Origin of the sequence: Eudoraea adriatica DSM 19308 (assembly GCF_000382125.1) — a bacterium.
Classification (GTDB): Bacteria; Bacteroidota; Bacteroidia; order Flavobacteriales; family Flavobacteriaceae; genus Eudoraea; species Eudoraea adriatica.
This window is the reverse complement of the sequence record NZ_KB907546.1, coordinates 70,805-87,388: the sequence shown is the minus strand read 5'-3', so window position 1 is coordinate 87,388 and position 16,584 is coordinate 70,805. Positions and strand designations below refer to the sequence as shown.

The following is a 16,584-nucleotide window of genomic DNA, read 5'->3' as shown; positions in this document are numbered from 1 at the left end:
GCTCAAAGCCCTTCAATTTTTCTCCTGAGTTTTTTGACTAATTTTCCTACCGTGAGTCCTTGTACAATAATGGAAAAAATTACGACTACATAGGTCATAACCAAAAACAATTCTCTATGCATTTCATAGGTTAGCCCAAGTGCCAGGGCAATGGATATTGCACCTCGCAAACCACCCCAGGTCATTATCAGGTTGGTATTTGGAACAAAATCCAAACGCTTTGCAAAGATATTTACAGGGATAATCAGGGAGGCATACCTGCAAATTAATGCAATGGGTATGGCCAAAAGACCAGCCATTACAAATTCGGGCTCCAGGTCTAAAACCAATAATTCCATACCAATAAGCACAAAAAGCAATGTATTTAATAGAATGTCTATTAGTTCCCAGAACTTATCCACATAATTTTCTGTAAGCTCGGACATTGCCTGTTTTCTTGCTGTATTGCCCCCTACAATCAATCCCGCAACAACCATAGCCAGCGGGGCGGAAATGTGCAAGTATTGTGCAACTATAGTCCCGGTCATAACCGTTGCCAGTGTTATAATAACTTCAATATCATAATCGTCTATAGACTTCATTAATCTTACTGTGATCCAACCCAGCAGTGCTCCCAGGAGTAGTCCTCCGCCAACTTCATGAATAAAAAGGGTAAGAACGTCTGCCATAGAAAAATCTCCGGCACTTCCACTTGCAATTCCGAAAATGGTGAGAAAAATAACGACGCCAACGCCATCATTGAAAAGCGATTCCCCCACTATTTTAATCTCTAGTTTTTTAGGTACGTTGGCCTTTTTTAGTATCCCTAAAACGGCGATTGGGTCTGTTGGGGATATTAATGCTCCAAAAAGAAGGCAATTAATAAATTGAACTTCCAGTCCAATTCCATGCAACATAAAATATACAATTGATCCAACAAGAAAAGTAGAAACAAGAACCCCAAAAGTTGCAAAAATCAGAATGGGCCATCTAAGCTCCCTTAGCTTCTGCAAATCGGTATGTAGGGCCCCTGCAAACAGTAAAAAGCTGAGCATAATATCAAGCAGAACAGATCTGAAATCTATATGGGTTATGATGTATCGTTCTGCGTTTAAGAGGGTATCATCAAAATAACTAAGTGCAAAAACCCCAAGTGTAAATAAAATAGTTATGACAGTAAGCCCAATAGTGTTTGGGAGCTTAATGAATCTTACATTTATATAACCAAAGAATGCAGATATAAACACTAATATACTGGCAATTACAAAATAATCCATAGGCTGCTAAGATATTCATTTCCTTACTAAAATGGTAGCATTTTGATTTTAAGGAATAGTTTAACATATGGTGACTGATCAAAATCATTCCAAATGGAAAATCACCATTCTAACTTTGTATTTCAAATAATGTTTAACCTAAAAATATAATATTATGTCACTAGTAAAATTTAGAAAAAGGACAAGGCCTTTTGGAAACTTGATCACTTCCGATTTTTTTGACATGGAAGATTTCTTTGACAACCGATTCTGGAATCGTGGATTAATCAATGATCGTTTTTGGAATGGCAGAACTGGAGAACCTGCATTAAATATTTTGGAAAAAGATGATCATTTTGAAATTGAATTGGCAGCACCTGGATTTGCCAAAAAAGACTTTGAGGTTACCATAGACGAAGGGTACCTTAATATTTCGGCAAAAAAAGAGATGAAAAAGGAAGAAAAAGAAGAAGATTACACCAGAAAAGAGTTTAGTTACAATGCATTTGAAAGATCCTTGCTTTTACCAGAAAATGTTAAAGAAGAGGAAATTAAAGCCAAATACAATGAGGGTATTTTAAGCTTTAAATTAGCAAAAAAAGAAGTAGCCGTAAAACCTAAACCAAAAGTTATTGAGGTTAGTTAAATTCTCATTTGTCGTTTAAGATGCCCTCTGCTTTCGATCTTTAATTTGTCCATGTAGTATAAGATCGAGGTGGAGGGCTTTCTTTTTGGCGTTATTTTATAAAAGGAAGTTCATAAACCAGTTTTGTCTGGTATTTGCAGGCTGGCTGAATTTTCCAGGGCTTCAATGGCTGCCTCATAGCCCAAATTAAAAACAGTATCCATATCTTTTACGGAAAATGTTCTGTGATTTATCAAATCCTTTGGAGATATCACAAGAGAGCAATCCTCAAACTTAGGAAGAGAATCTTTTGCAGCCCTTATCTGGTAAGCCCTTTCCAAAACATTATAGGAGTGTTTCAGCTGATCTATTTCCACTTTTAGAAATGGATTGACATAAACGCCAATAATATCTTTACAATAGTCTTTAATCAGATCTACCGGAAAATTGTTTAATGCCCCGCCGTCTACATAATATGAATCCTCTATTTTTACCGGTGTAAAAACTCCCGGAAATGCTGCAGAAGCCAAAATAGGCCTGATAAGCTCTCCTTTGGTAAATACTTTTAGACTACCTTCCAAAATATCTGTAGCGGTAATAAACATGGGGATTTCCAGGCTTTCAAAATTATCTTCGGGAAAGAACACGGAGAAACGATCATATAACTTCTCCGTATCAACAAATCCGGGTTTACCCAAGGCATAATTATTAAAGCTAAAAATGTCCACTTCCTTTATGAATTCCAGGATTTGCTTCCAATCTAAACCGCCGGCATATAAGGCACCTATAACAGCACCGGCACTTGTACCCGCTATATGGGTAATCTGAAAACCAAATTCATTAAGAGCCTTTAACACCCCTATATGAGCAATACCACGGAATCCACCCCCGGACAAAACTAATCCTGCTTTCATAATACGGTTATTCTTTCAAATATACTCTTTATCCATCAGTTCCTGCCGGAAGATTGGTTTCCCTTCATGTGATGAAAATTTAGCAACGACAAAATTCCATGGAAAAAAATATCGCCAAAAAAAAATACCATAGGTGTATGTATACGCCTATGGTATTTTAAACCTCTTTATTATTGCTATTGAGTAAGTCTTTTTCTCTTTAAAACCTTTGTCAGGATAAATGGCACTGCGACCCTGGCAACAAAACCATCAAAACCTCTTATTAAATTAAAAGGATAGAAATACGTTTTAATTTCCCGGAAGCTATGCTTTGTATATTCCTTATTTATCTCCCTTTGTAACGCAAGAATTTTTAAATCCTCGTCAATTTCCCTAAATGAGTTGTATTTTTTATTCATGGTTCTTCAAAAAAGTATTCAGAAAACATTTTCAGCAGAGGTTTATTTAACTTATCCCTAAATCTGTAGCCAATAATTCCAAGAATCAAATAAATAAGTCCAATTATAGCGAATCCATAGATTGCATTGTCCATTGCGTTGCCGAGTGCAAAAGAAGCTGCCAAGCTCAAAAACAGTATGGCTAAAACAGCTATGGTACCTACCAGAATAACCTTTGCCAAATAGGTGACCAAAACCATTGAGATCTTAAAGCTTTTGAGCTTGGCGTATTCTATGCTATGCTCCACATAGGAACTAACATTTTCGTCTAATTCAGAAATATTTTGTCTTAATCCTTCAAAAGCCATAAGAATCTACTTCTGTAATTGTGCATTTTTCTTCCTTATCTCTTCAAGCTTCCGTTCTAATTGAACAATTATTTCATCGGCTTTATAACTCATCGTAGAGATTGTATCCTCCAGTTTTTGTTCAAAAACTTCTTTTCTCTCATCAGCTACTTTAGTGAGTTCGTCTTTGGCATGAGAAATTCGTTCAGATAAATCATTCTTGGTTTCAAGTGCTTTATCTTTAATTTTTTTTCGGGTTTTAATCCCTTCATCAGGAGCATAAAGTATTCCTATACCAGCTCCTATTGCTGCCCCTGTTAATAGAGCTAACAATACATTACTACTGTTGTCTGACATGATAAATCTTTTTAGGTTAATAATGTGTTAAGTTATGGCATAGACTTTCTTTACCAAATGATCTTTATCATTTCAATGATAATTTTAGAATAAATTTTAACCAATAGAGAAATTATACAAACTGATTATTTATTCAGATCATCTTTGTAAATGCAGCCCTTATATTTTAATGTAGTTACAATTTTTTCAGGCGTTCAATAACTTGAAAGATTGCTTTGCTATTTCTAGTTCTTCATTTGTGGGAATAACCAAAATTTTCACACAGGAAGACTTCTTCTGTATTTCGCGAAGATCAGAAGATTTTTGGTTATTCTTCTCCGAATCAATCTCAATACCCAAAGAATCCATTTCTGTGCAAACCAGGTCTCTGAGGTAAGCAGAATTTTCACCTATACCAGCTGTAAAGACAAGGGCATCCAACCCATTCATAGCTGCACTGTAGGCCCCGATATATTTTTTAATCCTATAAGCATTCATGTCCAATGCCAGCTGGCATTGCGTATCACCGTCAACGGCTTTCGCCTGAATTTCCCGTAAATCGCTATACCCCGTGAGTCCAAGCATTCCACTTTTCTTATTGAGCAATTCATTTACTTCAGACAGACTATAGCCCAGTGATTCTACCAGGTAGAAAATCAAGGAATGATCTATATCGCCGCTTCTTGAACCCATGATAAGTCCATTTGAAGGGGCAAAGCCTAAACTATGATCTATACTTTTCCCATTCTGCACCGCAGTAATACTGCATCCATTTCCTAAATGAATACTAATAATCTTAGTTCTTGTTTTATTCAAAAAGCCAATCGCTTTTTCTGATACATATTTATGACTGGTACCGTGAAATCCATAGAGCTGAATTCCATGTTTGGTATAAAATTCATTTGGTATCGCATACTTACGGGATTTTGTGGGAATAGTCCGGTGAAAGGCAGTATCAAAGACCGCAACCTGTTTGGCATTTGGAAATAATTCTTCTGCAATCAATATCCCTTCAAGGTTATGCGGATTGTGCAAAGGTGCCAATTGGCTCAATTCTGCAATCTTCTCTTTTACTTCACCGGTAATCACCGTAGTCTCGGAAAATGCTATTCCACCGTGTACCACCCTGTGCCCAACAACATCTATTTCATTTACGTGCCCTATAGCCCCAATAGCAGGATCCAAAAGCATTTCAATTACCCGTTCCAGGCCTTTTCTATGCGATGAAACCGGAAGTGTTTCATTAACTTCAAAATCCTTCTTTATATATTTCAAATTAGTATTTTCCAAACCTATACGATCCACTATACCAGCGCATAAAACACTTTCTGAAGGCATATGCATCAACTGATACTTTATAGAGGAACTACCTGTATTAATAATTAGGACATTCATTGTAATAATTAAATTATTGGGCTTGGGCCTGGATGGCAGTTATAATGACTGTATTAAAGATATCATTTACGGTACTTCCCCTGCTCAGGTCATTTACCGGTTTATTAAGTCCCTGAATTATTGGTCCTATTGCCAGGGCACCGGTTTCCCGCTGCACTGCCTTGTATGTGTTATTGCCTGTGTTAAGGTCGGGGAAAATAAAAACACTTGCCTGCCCGGCCACTTCTGAATCAGGCATTTTGGTTTTACCCACTTTTTTATCTACTGCAGCGTCATATTGAATAGGGCCTTCCACTTTTAAATAGGGTGCTCTTTTCTTAACTAGCTGTGTAGCTTCACGGACTCTATCTACATCCTCTCCGGCACCCGAAGTTCCGGAAGAATAGGAAAGCATGGCAATTTTAGGTTCTAACTCAAAAGCTAAACTAGTTGCCGCCGAAGTAATGGCAATTTCAGCTAATTGTTCGGCATTCGGATTTGGGTTTATTGCACAGTCGCCATAAACAGTTACCCTGTCTTCCAGGCACATAAAAAACACGGAGGATACAATAGATACATTCGGCTTGGTTTTGATCAGTTGCAGAGCGGGCCTGATAGTATGCTGAGTAGTATGAACAGCCCCGGAAACCATGCCGTCCGCATCTCCTTTATAGACCATCATTGTTCCAAAATAAGAGATGTCCGCCATAAGGTCCTGTGCCATGGCTCTGTCTACATTCTTATGCTTCCGCAATTCATAAAGTGTATCCGCGTAATCTTCGAAACAGCTTGCCCTTAAAGGGTCAATTATGTTTATTTTTTCAAAATCGAGCTGCAAATCCAGTTGTTTTGCTTTTTCCCTTATTTGAGCAGGGTCTCCCAAAAGAGTTAGTTTTACCGCATTTGCGTCGATTAGTTCCTTAGCTGCCCGAAGTATACGTTCATCTGTACCTTCCGGTAAAACAATATGCTTTTTGTCACTTTGTGCCCTTTTAAGGAGCTTGTACTGGAACATACGAGGGGTTATGCCATTTGCCTCAAAGGTTATAAGGCGCTCAGTCAGGGCGTTTACAGGAACAAACCTTGTAAAGTCCTGAATAGATTGCTCTATTTTTTGTTTATTTTCCGCATATATTTTAGGACGAATTGCCCCAACCCTATTTGCTATAGAAAAGGTACCTCCCTGTACCGAGATGATCGGAACGACTTCTGAAAGCCCTTCTATTAATCTAATAACTGTATCTTCCGGAATAAGCCCGCCAGTAAGTACAATTCCTGAGGCGGTTGGATAGTTCGAAGACAGGTTAGCCTGGAGAGCACCCAGGATAATATCCGACCTATCTCCGGGAGTTATTACCAACCCGTATTCTTTAAAATGGACGAGATAATTTCGTAATTGCATGGCCCCCACACTAAAATTGCTTACCTGGTTGTTCAAAAAATCCTGTCCAAAAAGAACATTACCTTCCAGTTCTTTAACAATCTCTTTCATGGTTGGATTACCCAGGACAGGGTTAATAGGGATAGTACCAATAAGGACTTCTTCCGGAAGTGATTTTAAAAGGCCATTGGTTACCAGATTTACATTTTGGGGTTCTACTTTATTGGCAATCACCATTAAAACTTCTACGCCTTTATTGGTAAAGGAATCGTAAGCGAGGTAAAGGTTGTCTACCAATTCTTCCAGGGTTTTACCCACGCCGCTTGCAAGGATAACGGTTGGGATTCCAAGGTTTTTAGCCATGTACACATTAATATCCCATTCTATGATCGATCCTTCCCCCGAAAAGTCGGTACCTTCAACCAAAACAAAATCAAACTGGGATTCAATGGTCTTATACTTTTCTATGATCTTGTCTAATACCTCATCATCCTTATCTTGATTATATTTTTGTATAACCTCACTTCTTGTGCACGCATAGGCCTCATGATATTCCATTTGTATCCCAAAGTAGGAAATCACAGTATTAATGTGATTATCCTTCTCCCCGGGGCCATAATCATCGATTATTGGCCTGAAATAGCCAACTTTGGCAGCTTTTCCCAATAATAAATGCATAAGTCCCAATGATATTATCGATTTACCGCTATTGGGCTCGGTAGTAGCTACATAAATGGCTTTGCTCATGGATACCAGGATTTACAAAGTGCAAATTTATGTTATTCTGATTACTCAATCGATAAACTACGCTTATAAAAAGTTACGGTTTTGGTAAGGGCCCATAAATTGTAAAACAGGAGGTTTTTTAAGCTTCTGCCCCGTATTACTAATCTTATTCTATTTCCGGCAGTACTAAAAAGGGAATCTTTGTTTTAAAAGCAACTTTCTTAATAACAGGTTCGTGTGTTAACCCCTTAAAGAAACCGTGTTGAGAGTTAATCATTGCAATCATTCCTGCATTCTTCTTTTCACACAGGTCGCTAATTTTTAATGCGATATTCGGATGATACTCAAAGTCTTCAAAATCAATGTTATCTTTTCCCAATAAATCTCGGAGCAATTTCTTTAATTGCTGTTGTTCTTCGTTCAGTTCCTTTTCTTCGATAACGTGAATAACATTAATCCTGGCTTTGAGAAGTTCGGCAAGATCCAGCAATGGTTGTAATTCAACCCTTTGATACAAGTGCTTAAAATTTGTGGCAAACAAAATTTCCTCGAATGAAATAAAATCATAGGAATTGGGAACGGCGATAACCGGACAAAAATTAATATTCTTTATAACGCTAACTGTATTGCTACCCATAAAAATTTCACTTATGCCAGATGCACCCTGGGTTCCCATAATAATATAGTCAGCATCCTTGTCTATTACTTCGCGGCCTATTGCATTTAATAAAGAATCGGTCACCAGTTCGCCTTCAAACCGGTGACGGGGAATCTTATTAATTTTATTTAAGTGATTTACAATTTTATTGAGCTTTCGTTCAGATTCTTTAACCGTAATCTCATGTAATCTGGTTTCCCGTTCCTTATTGATCGTGCTTATTAAACCAGAGGGGCTTACTTGGTGTGCGTGGATAATAATAAAAGAGCAGGGTGATTGTTCAAAAAGAAAAGCCGCATATTTAATTGCGTGCCAAGCATTTTTAGAAAAATCTGTCGGTAGAATTATACGCATCATTATACTAAGTATTAAAATTATTGTTGGCTCAATAACAAAATTTTACCACTCATTGTGGTAAAACCAGCAATGGGGTTTTTGAATGAAAGCCCACTTTTTTCACGACGGCTTCCCGGGTTAATTTCTCAATAAAAGTATGCTCGTAATTTATCATAACAATAATATCCGCCATTGTCTCTTCTGCAAAATTACTTATAGCGTCAGCTACAGTAGCCTGCAATTCCACATTGTGAAATGAATGCGCAACTTTTTCCAGTCTTTTTGTCAAAACCCATTTATTGGCTAATTGTTCTTCAAGCAACGTAAATTCCCGGGCCACATAGCATATTAAAATTTCTGAGTCCCATATAGTTGCCAGTTCAATAAGAGGTTTCAGCTCATATTTTGTATAGGGTCTTGTGAACTCGGTGGGAAACAAAACTTTACTCAGGTCTTTGAAATCATGCTCGCTTGGGACCGCAAATATTGGGCAGTTATTAACCTTTTTGATTAGTTCTACCGTATTGCTTCCCATGAAAATTTCCTTGGCCCCGGTAGCTCCTTTAGTTCCCATGACAATCAAATCAATATCCTTTTCATTGCATATTTCCTTTACACCGCTGACTAAATCATTTGATATGGATTGTTTTTCAAATGTGTGGTTGTCATTTTTATGATTATCTTCCAGATAGCTTATAATCTTATCAAGTTCAATTGAGGAGTTTTTCGCAAGTGAATCATAAATCACTCCCAATCTTTCTTTACTCTTATCCCCAAGAATATTGGCAAAACTGGGCTCATAGGTATTTAATAAATAAAAATGACACCTGATATGTTCATGCATTTTCAGAGCTGCGAAAATGGCATTCCATGCATTATTTGAAAAATCGGTAAGCAATAAAATATTTTTCATCTGAATCTCTTATTTAATAACCTTAGCTGTATCTCTGATAACCAGGAACGGTATTTTTATATGAAAACCTATCTGATCTACATTTTGTCGTTCAAAAAGCCTTTCAAAAAATGAATGTTTTCTATTCATCATCATCAGGAGATCAATCTCATTATTTTTGACATAATCTAAAATTGCATCTGGCATTATACTACCTTTTAATTCTGTAAATGTTGTAGACAAACCGGCAAAACTTTGATAGAGAGCCATTTTATTTTCCTGTTGCCCCGCGGTCAGATCATACTCCTCTTTTACATGTAAAACAATAAGTTCTGCTTTGTTCATTTTGGCCATTTTAATAACCATGCTCAATTCGTTTTGCTTATAATTCGTTAAATAATCTGATGGCAGTAATATCCTTTTAATTTTTTGGAAGGTATAGCTTTCCGGAATCACTAGAACCGGTGCAATAGCCTTGCGTAGAGCATAGACCGTATTAGTTCCGAGAAAAATCTCTTTGGCACCTGTTGCGCCCTGTGTTCCCATCACGACCATATCAATTTCCTTTTCTACTGTTACCTCATTGATTTCATCTGTGAGAGTATTAAAGGCTGAAATAATGGTATAGGTATGTTTTGGGTTTTTATAGGTTTTCTTTACATCTTTCAATGTTTTTTCTAAACCTGCAAGCGAGATATCAACACCAGAATCAGGAATAGCACTAAACAAAGGCCCTCCCAACATATAATCCATTCTGTAAAATGAAGGAGTATACGTATGAAGGAAAAAAAAGTCACATTTTTCATTTTTAAATAACTCCATCGCGTAAGCTATAGCGTTCCCGGAATTTTTAGAAAAATCGGTTGGAAGAAGAATGTTCATAATACAGGTGTTTATAACTCAAAATTACTGAGCATCCGGGATGTTAACTATGATATTAATCAGTAGTGTTTTTTAAAAAAGAATTGGAAACAGTTAACAATTGAGAATTGAAAAATAAGGTTTTAGATGACCAAGATCATTTGTATTGTTGATGTTGATCCTCAACTTTAGGGTTCACATTAAAAACTACGATCATGGCACTAAATTTTAATAAATATGCAACAGAGGGAAATACCTTTCTAAAGGAATACACCAAGGAAATGAATCTTGGCAAAGACACTGAAAAGGCGGGAAGGATATTAGCTGCTATTCTCCATAGCCTGCGTGATATTATTACTATTGAGGAATCATTGCAATTCATTGCACAATTACCAATGTTTTTAAAAGCGGTTTACGTAAACGGATGGACGCTTAGGGGTAAGCAGAAATTGAAAATAAAACAAATGGCAGAATTTATAGACCTTGTGAGAAAGTACGACGGTCCGGCTGCCATCAATGATTTTGAATACAGCGATGAAGTGGCTGAGCAGTATATAGATACAACCTTTATATATCTTAGAAAATACATTTCCCTGGGAGAAATGGAAGATATCAGAGATGGACTACCTAAGGATCTCAAAAGCATGATTTATTCAAATATTATGTTTTAAAATATAAGAAGACACTGGTACACCCTAAGCCGGTTAAATTATTGGGTAAATGTAGTCTGTATCTTGTATTTGGAATGACTCAGGTCATTTTTACCAGGTAAAAACAACTTAATCTGGTGTTGTAATCAACACCTTTAAATAAAAACGAACACACATGAAAAAATTATTCACGCTTTGCGCTTTAGTCCTGTTACCTTTTATACTCTTTGCACAAGAGCTCACGGGAATTGATGAAATAGCCCCATTTAGCGAAGGGTTAGCAGCTATAAGAAAGGGAAATGAATGGGGGTTTATCAATAAAGAAGGGAAATTAGTAATAGAATTCAGGGATGACCTTGTTTGGAACAGCGCAGCTAATACTTCGATTAATGATGTAAGCGGGATTCGTTTCCCTCAATTTAAAAATGGCCGATGTATGATTAAAAAAATCATGGAAGAAGAGGAGATTCCAATCTATGGTTTTATAAATACTGAAGGTAAAGTAACAATAGAGCCCGAATATTTGAATCTAACAGAGTTCAACGAAGGATTTGCCGTTGGCATTCTTGTTACAAAAGACTTCAGAGGCAAAAACAATTTCCAGTTGAACATCTATGATTATAAATTTAGTGAAGTTCTTTTAGATACCGCAGGCGATATTATGCTGCTAATAAATAAGAGAGATGGAATTTCGATGTCTAAAAGACGGTATGAATTGCCTGAACTGCGTGCTAAGTTTTTATCTGTCAATACTTTAGCAGTAAAATCTCCAACAAATAAGTGGGAAATACGAAACCTTGATCTATAACTACCATTATGAAACGATTAAAAGATAAAGTTGCCATTATTACCGGAGGAGCTGCGGGAATAGGCAAGAGTACAGCTGCATTGTTTCTTGAGGAAGGGGCAAGTGTTATGCTGGTAGACATTAACAAAGAAAAGCTGCAATCGACCTCCGAAGAACTGAATTCTTCTAATCTGGCCTATTGTGTGGCTGATGTATCTAATCCTGCTGATGTAGAACGATACACTTCTGAAACCCTGTCCAGGTTTGGAAAAATAAACCTGTTCTTTAATAATGCGGGAATCGAAGGAACCTCGAGTTCTCTGGAAAACTATCCGAACGAAATATTTGATAAGGTAATTGCCATAAATCTTAAAGGCGTTTGGTATGGATGTAAATACGTCATCCCGAAAATGGTTGAGGGCGGCTCCGTGATCATAACATCATCCGTTGCCGGACTAAAAGGATTTAAGGATCTGGGCGCCTATGTAACCAGCAAACATGGCGTTATAGGGATAATGAGAGTGGCTGCATTAGAATTTGCAGACAGGAATATACGCGTAAATACGGTACATCCCGGGCCGGTAAATACACAAATGATGCGGCGTATTGAAACAGATATTTCCCCTGATAATACGGAAGAGGTAAAAAAAGGATTTGAGGCAATTGTGCCATTCTCACGGTATGCTGAACCTATAGAAATTGCAAATCTTGTTTTATTCCTCGCTTCGGATGAAAGCAAATATGTAAACGGCAGCACTTACGTCATAGATGGGGGATTAATGGCCGGTTAAAAAAGATGCCCTCCACAAGCCGATAAGAAATTTTTGAAAATAATAAGGAAAATGAAAAAAATTAAAAAACATGAGGCCAAAGAGATTGGAGAATCTCTAGGCATCAATTGGGAAGAGGTAAGTCTGGATGAGTTTACCGATGGAATTAATGTAGAATTTGAACACGGCACACGATTTCCGGAAACCAATGTTACCGATGACGACAAATACCTTACCGGGAAAATTGCATGGGCGCATTTAAAAGAATTTCCGGATTACTACACCAGGTTGGAGAAAATGGAAAAAGAAGCCGAAAACTTTTGGGATTTAAATAAAGTGCATTAAAAACAAATACTATGAACAGCAAAAAATTATTATACAGTAAAACAAGCCTAATTTTTATAATGAGTACAATGCTTTTTGCGTGCACTCAAAAAGTACAGAAAACCAATGAAAATATTTCTGTATTCGAATATGATGAACAGGTATTATCCACACACAAACCCTGGACAGCAAAAGATTTCAAGAATGACCCTGATAACTTTCAATTTGCAATTATTGGCGACCGCACAGGAGGTGCAAATCCTGAAGGCACATTCAAGCTTGCCGTGGATCAGATCAACCTCTTGCAGCCAGAGTTTGTTATCAATGTTGGTGATATGATTGAAGGGTATCCTGAGGACAGGGCTGATTTGAACAATATGTGGGATGAAGCGGACCATTTTTTAAATGAGCTAGAAATGCCTTTCTTTCGTACTATCGGCAATCACGATGTAAGTACTCCGGAAACAAAAGAGGTGTGGATAGAGAGGTATGGTATTGACTACTACCATTTTGTTTATAGGGATGTACTATTCATGGTTCTAAATAGTGAAGACGGTTCAAGGCCTGCACCACCGGAGAGCATAAAAGAAGACCTCAAAAAGTACAACAAACTTAAGTTAGAGGATCCGGAAGCAGCTAGTAAATTACTGGAAGAATTTATGACCAGTGAGGCAGTAATTGCAGCTTTGGGACAACCTGTTGAATTCCCTGAAAAACAATTAGACTGGATTAAAAAGACATTGGCAGAAAATACCGATGTGCGCTGGACGTTTTTCTTTATGCACGAGCCTTGCTGGGAAAATCCTTCGGAGAGTTTTAAAACAATAGAAGAAATGGTGAAAGACAGGGAACATACATTTTTCGGAGGACACCTGCACTATTATGACTATGATAACATCAATGGTTATGAGTACATAACTATGGGTCCGGCAGGTGCTTCGTTCCACCATGATGGTCCTGGAAATGTAGATCATGTTATGTGGGTGACTATGACAAAGGACGGTCCTCAGATGGGTAATATTGCGCTGAAAGGCATATTTGATCGAAAAGGACTAGACCCTGAACTTTTCGGTGCCTATGACCGTAAAGGATATTAAAGTGTTATTGCTCAAAATTTAAGGTGGAGGCGATAATACATCAGGCTCCTGAATAAGGTCTTTCGAATTCCTGATTCCGGAGCCTGTGCTTTCTTTAAGATCAATTTTCTAAGAGTCCTTTTTTTTAGGTGTTCTGGGTAAAACCTCTTCCGGAAATGGAAAAAGGATTGTAGAATTTTTTTCCGCTGCAATATTGGATAATGTCTGATATAACCTCAGCTTTATTGCAGAAGGCGACTTATCTATTTGCAGGCCTGCTTCCAGAAGTTTCCCTGCAGCCTGTTCTTCAGCCTGAGCCAAAATGATTCTTGCTCTTCTGGATCTTTCGGCTTCAGCCTGGTTAGCCATCATGCGCCTCATGTTTTCAGGCAGTTGGATATCTTTAATTTTAACATCTATAATTTCTATCCCCCATTCATGAGTTTCCTGTTCCACTATGGTCTTGATATTCTTACCCATTTCCTCACGTTTAGATAAAATTGTATCCAGTTCTACCTTCCCGCAAACGTCCCGCAATGCGGCCTGAGAAAGTTGTGTTATGGCAAAGGAAAATTCCTCGACCTCCAAAACAGCCTTTTCAGGATCATATATCTTAAAGAATACCACCCCATCTATACTGCATGGTACGTTATCCTCGGTCATTACTTCCTGAGAAACAATATTAATGGTTATCACCCTGATATCCACAACCTGAATGGTATCTACAATAGGTATTATCCACCTGAAACCAGGCTTTAATGTTTTTACATATTTACCGAACCGGAATTTTAATGCTCTTTTATACTCATAGACTATTCTTATACCAGCAAACAGAAAAAGTACTAAAACTATGGTAAATACAAATAGTGGGTTCATAATGCAATTTTTAAGTTATATATAATTTTCCTATAAATAATTCCTAAGATTCATTCTTTATTTTTTACTCCTATAAGCAATAGAACTGCAGGAAAAAGTCCATGTTCGGGCCGGGAAACGGCTCTTTTAAAGTTACGAAATATATAAGCCTTAACAAAACATTTAAGCTTCTAAAAAAAGAGATTCGGCAATTCTTCGTAATACCCGGAAAGACTTGAAATTCAGACTCTTATTAATGACTCATCCTGATTTTATCGTTTTTTAGTTTCACGAATTTATAGAAGGAAATATCCAAAAAAGCAAACCACAGGATAAAGGAAATAAAGGTGACCTTTTGGATAACAGGAAGGCTTCGTATAAAAGTCCCTGTTTCATATATATAATAATTAACCAAAAAGATTAGCAGACATGCAATACCGAAATAAACGAGTAAGAAATAATTAGCTTTATATAATTCTATAAAACAGCTTATAAAGGCTATCACGCCAAAAATTCCGGCTATACGCACCGTAATATCATGAGTCCCTGATGTGAGGGACATTGTAACCACAAGCGAGAAAATACCTGCCAGCCACATTACAAAAACATTAATGCCTTTCTTTGAAAATAATCCCGGCAGGAAATACCACAACAATAATAAGCTAACACATAGTACACCCAATGAGGCTCTGGCAAAAAATCGTGCAGGATTTAGTTCTCCGTTTATGGCATTCCGGTCTAATAAATCACAGAGATAATTGTTCCAAAAATTGAATCCCTCCTGATCCATTACAATCCATGAACCTCCCGGGTAATTCAGGGCTGCCAAAATATACAGCACAACAAATAGCAGCATTCCACCAAGGGGTAAAAGCAAAATAGAGGGTTTAGGAATTGCAGGAAGTATATCTAATTTCATGAGCCTATGATATTCCGGGTAAAGAAAATAATTAATGGAATTAATGACTATTGCGCTGCAGTCCTGTATAAATTCTCCGCTCTTCTTTTTATGCCGTAACACATTTTTCTGTCCATAGCAAACGCAACAGGTTCGCCCAGGATTCCGAATAGTAAGCTGTTTTTGAGGGAAGGACTGTAATCTAACCTATTCCTGGAGATAAATCTGGACCTTTTGTCATCAAGTGGCTCTACCATCCACAACCAACTTAGATGCAAATAGTTCATAGGGGATTCCAAAGCCTGATTGTAAACAGAACTTTTATTTAAATCATACCAATTTTCAATAGCCATAGCTTTTCCAGGTTCATAAATTACAACCGGGTAAGCATCCTTTGGACTAAAAGGAATTAAATCGCCTATTTTGGGTTGTTGAAATTCAGGCAAAATTTTATCTGAATTATAGATTTGCAAGCCAAATATATTTTCTAATGCCTCATAGCTATAAAAACCACCTCTTCCCTGCCCTATTTGCGCAATCCATGGCCAGACCAAACTTGCAGGGGCATTAATTTCTATGGCATGAACAAACTCCGAGCGCGGCTGTGGCACTAAATGATCCCCTGGGAATGTGGAATTAGCCTCCTTTGAGCTCAATCCCCAGCGATCCCTTAATGGTTTAAAAAACAGGGTTAAATAGGCAGCAACAATTATAAGTATTCCCTCTGCTCCTTCCATGATCTGAAGCAGTGTAAAGCGTGTTCTTCTTTGTTCATCTAGTAAAATTGTTCCCATCTTTACCTTTTCAGCATTATTCCATATTTTGTCTGGCTTTACTTGATTTCCTCCAACGTCTCAGTTTAGGAAGTGTGTTCCTGGCTAATTTAGATGCGGTAGTTTTGGACATTCCCAGTTTTTCGGCAATCCTGATATTCCTGGCCATTTTTTCTTCCAGGCTGATCCCTTGATCGGTGAATTCCCCATCTTCATAACAATAATGGCAATAATCTGTATTAATACTTCCATCTCTATCGGTCCCAAAATCTGTCATATTTTTCATTGGCATACCACAACTCTGACAAATATTCTTTTCTGAAGCTTTCATGCTTAAACTAATTTTATTTTTCATTTCTAAGATAAAACCCACGAAATTATTACCGTAT

At 37.4% G+C, this 16,584-nt stretch carries 20 protein-coding genes; 6 read left to right on the top strand and 14 right to left on the bottom strand.

The features are described 5' to 3' along the window. Positions 1–2 precede the first annotated feature (2 nt). Entirely contained in the window at positions 3–1,256 is a 1,254-nt protein-coding gene (locus G504_RS0100435) for a cation:proton antiporter (RefSeq protein WP_019668153.1), read from the bottom strand. 154 nt (positions 1,257–1,410) lie between these two features. On the opposite strand from G504_RS0100435, the gene G504_RS0100430 reads away from it, so the two are divergent. Beyond that, positions 1,411–1,881 carry an Hsp20/alpha crystallin family protein gene (locus G504_RS0100430; RefSeq protein ID WP_019668152.1) on the top strand — a complete coding sequence of 157 codons (471 nt, stop codon included), beginning with the start codon at positions 1,411–1,413 and terminating at the stop codon, positions 1,879–1,881. 110 nt (positions 1,882–1,991) lie between these two features. Here the strand turns inward: G504_RS0100430 and G504_RS0100425 are convergent, their stop codons facing one another. The 9 genes from G504_RS0100425 to G504_RS0100385 all read right to left on the bottom strand — a co-directional run bounded on the left by G504_RS0100425 (position 1,992) and on the right by G504_RS0100385 (position 10,083). Continuing rightward, positions 1,992–2,774 carry a patatin-like phospholipase family protein gene (locus G504_RS0100425; protein WP_019668151.1) on the bottom strand — a complete coding sequence of 261 codons (783 nt, stop codon included), beginning with the start codon at positions 2,772–2,774 and terminating at the stop codon, positions 1,992–1,994. A gap of 176 nt (positions 2,775–2,950) precedes the next feature. Continuing rightward, positions 2,951–3,172, bottom strand: a complete 222-nt coding sequence (locus G504_RS0100420; RefSeq protein ID WP_019668150.1) for a DUF6327 family protein — start codon at positions 3,170–3,172, stop codon at positions 2,951–2,953. Further along, positions 3,169–3,519 carry a hypothetical protein gene (locus G504_RS0100415; RefSeq protein ID WP_019668149.1) on the bottom strand — a complete coding sequence of 117 codons (351 nt, stop codon included), beginning with the start codon at positions 3,517–3,519 and terminating at the stop codon, positions 3,169–3,171. The genes G504_RS0100420 and G504_RS0100415 overlap by 4 nt, the downstream gene beginning before the upstream one ends. Before the next feature lie 6 nt (positions 3,520–3,525). Continuing rightward, entirely contained in the window at positions 3,526–3,855 is a 330-nt protein-coding gene (locus G504_RS0100410) for a YtxH domain-containing protein (protein WP_019668148.1), read from the bottom strand. A gap of 186 nt (positions 3,856–4,041) precedes the next feature. Further along, a complete protein-coding gene (locus G504_RS0100405) occupies positions 4,042–5,229 on the bottom strand; it encodes an acetate/propionate family kinase (RefSeq protein ID WP_019668147.1) in 1,188 nt (395 codons plus the stop codon). A 13-nt stretch (positions 5,230–5,242) separates the two neighbouring features. After that, the gene (gene pta / locus G504_RS0100400; protein WP_019668146.1) at positions 5,243–7,336 is read right to left on the bottom strand and encodes a phosphate acetyltransferase; all 2,094 of its coding nucleotides are present in this window, start codon (positions 7,334–7,336) and stop codon (positions 5,243–5,245) included. Between the two features lie 145 nt (positions 7,337–7,481). Beyond that, complete coding sequence (locus G504_RS0100395; protein WP_019668145.1) at positions 7,482–8,330, bottom strand: universal stress protein; 849 nt, start codon at positions 8,328–8,330, stop codon at positions 7,482–7,484. Positions 8,331–8,379: 49 nt separating this feature from the next. After that, the gene (locus G504_RS0100390; protein ID WP_019668144.1) at positions 8,380–9,222 is read right to left on the bottom strand and encodes a universal stress protein; all 843 of its coding nucleotides are present in this window, start codon (positions 9,220–9,222) and stop codon (positions 8,380–8,382) included. A gap of 9 nt (positions 9,223–9,231) precedes the next feature. Further along, positions 9,232–10,083, bottom strand: a complete 852-nt coding sequence (locus G504_RS0100385; RefSeq protein ID WP_019668143.1) for a universal stress protein — start codon at positions 10,081–10,083, stop codon at positions 9,232–9,234. A 194-nt stretch (positions 10,084–10,277) separates the two neighbouring features. Between G504_RS0100385 and G504_RS0100380 the strand changes: the two genes are divergently transcribed. The 5 genes from G504_RS0100380 to G504_RS18110 all read left to right on the top strand — a co-directional run bounded on the left by G504_RS0100380 (position 10,278) and on the right by G504_RS18110 (position 13,690). Next, entirely contained in the window at positions 10,278–10,733 is a 456-nt protein-coding gene (locus G504_RS0100380) for a DUF2267 domain-containing protein (RefSeq protein WP_019668142.1), read from the top strand. 154 nt (positions 10,734–10,887) lie between these two features. Then, complete coding sequence (locus G504_RS0100375; RefSeq protein ID WP_019668141.1) at positions 10,888–11,520, top strand: WG repeat-containing protein; 633 nt, start codon at positions 10,888–10,890, stop codon at positions 11,518–11,520. A gap of 8 nt (positions 11,521–11,528) precedes the next feature. Next, on the top strand, positions 11,529–12,290 hold the full coding sequence (locus tag G504_RS0100370) for an SDR family NAD(P)-dependent oxidoreductase (protein ID WP_019668140.1): 762 nt from the start codon (positions 11,529–11,531) through the stop codon (positions 12,288–12,290). 51 nt (positions 12,291–12,341) lie between these two features. Further along, entirely contained in the window at positions 12,342–12,614 is a 273-nt protein-coding gene (locus G504_RS0100365) for a DUF5661 family protein (RefSeq protein WP_019668139.1), read from the top strand. 11 nt (positions 12,615–12,625) lie between these two features. Next, entirely contained in the window at positions 12,626–13,690 is a 1,065-nt protein-coding gene (locus G504_RS18110) for a metallophosphoesterase family protein (protein ID WP_019668138.1), read from the top strand. A 108-nt stretch (positions 13,691–13,798) separates the two neighbouring features. Here G504_RS18110 and G504_RS0100355 read toward each other — a convergent pair whose 3' ends face one another. From G504_RS0100355 to G504_RS0100340, 4 genes are all read right to left on the bottom strand, one after another. Next, on the bottom strand, positions 13,799–14,545 hold the full coding sequence (locus G504_RS0100355; RefSeq protein WP_019668137.1) for a slipin family protein: 747 nt from the start codon (positions 14,543–14,545) through the stop codon (positions 13,799–13,801). A 232-nt stretch (positions 14,546–14,777) separates the two neighbouring features. Beyond that, positions 14,778–15,443 (bottom strand): hypothetical protein, encoded by a 666-nt coding sequence (locus tag G504_RS0100350; protein ID WP_019668135.1) that lies wholly within the window; start codon positions 15,441–15,443, stop codon positions 14,778–14,780. Positions 15,444–15,490: 47 nt separating this feature from the next. After that, positions 15,491–16,216 (bottom strand): hypothetical protein, encoded by a 726-nt coding sequence (locus G504_RS0100345; protein ID WP_157472967.1) that lies wholly within the window; start codon positions 16,214–16,216, stop codon positions 15,491–15,493. A gap of 16 nt (positions 16,217–16,232) precedes the next feature. Continuing rightward, positions 16,233–16,526, bottom strand: coding sequence for a zinc ribbon domain-containing protein (locus tag G504_RS0100340; RefSeq protein WP_040443736.1), 294 nt, complete (start codon positions 16,524–16,526; stop codon positions 16,233–16,235). Positions 16,527–16,584 lie beyond the last annotated feature (58 nt).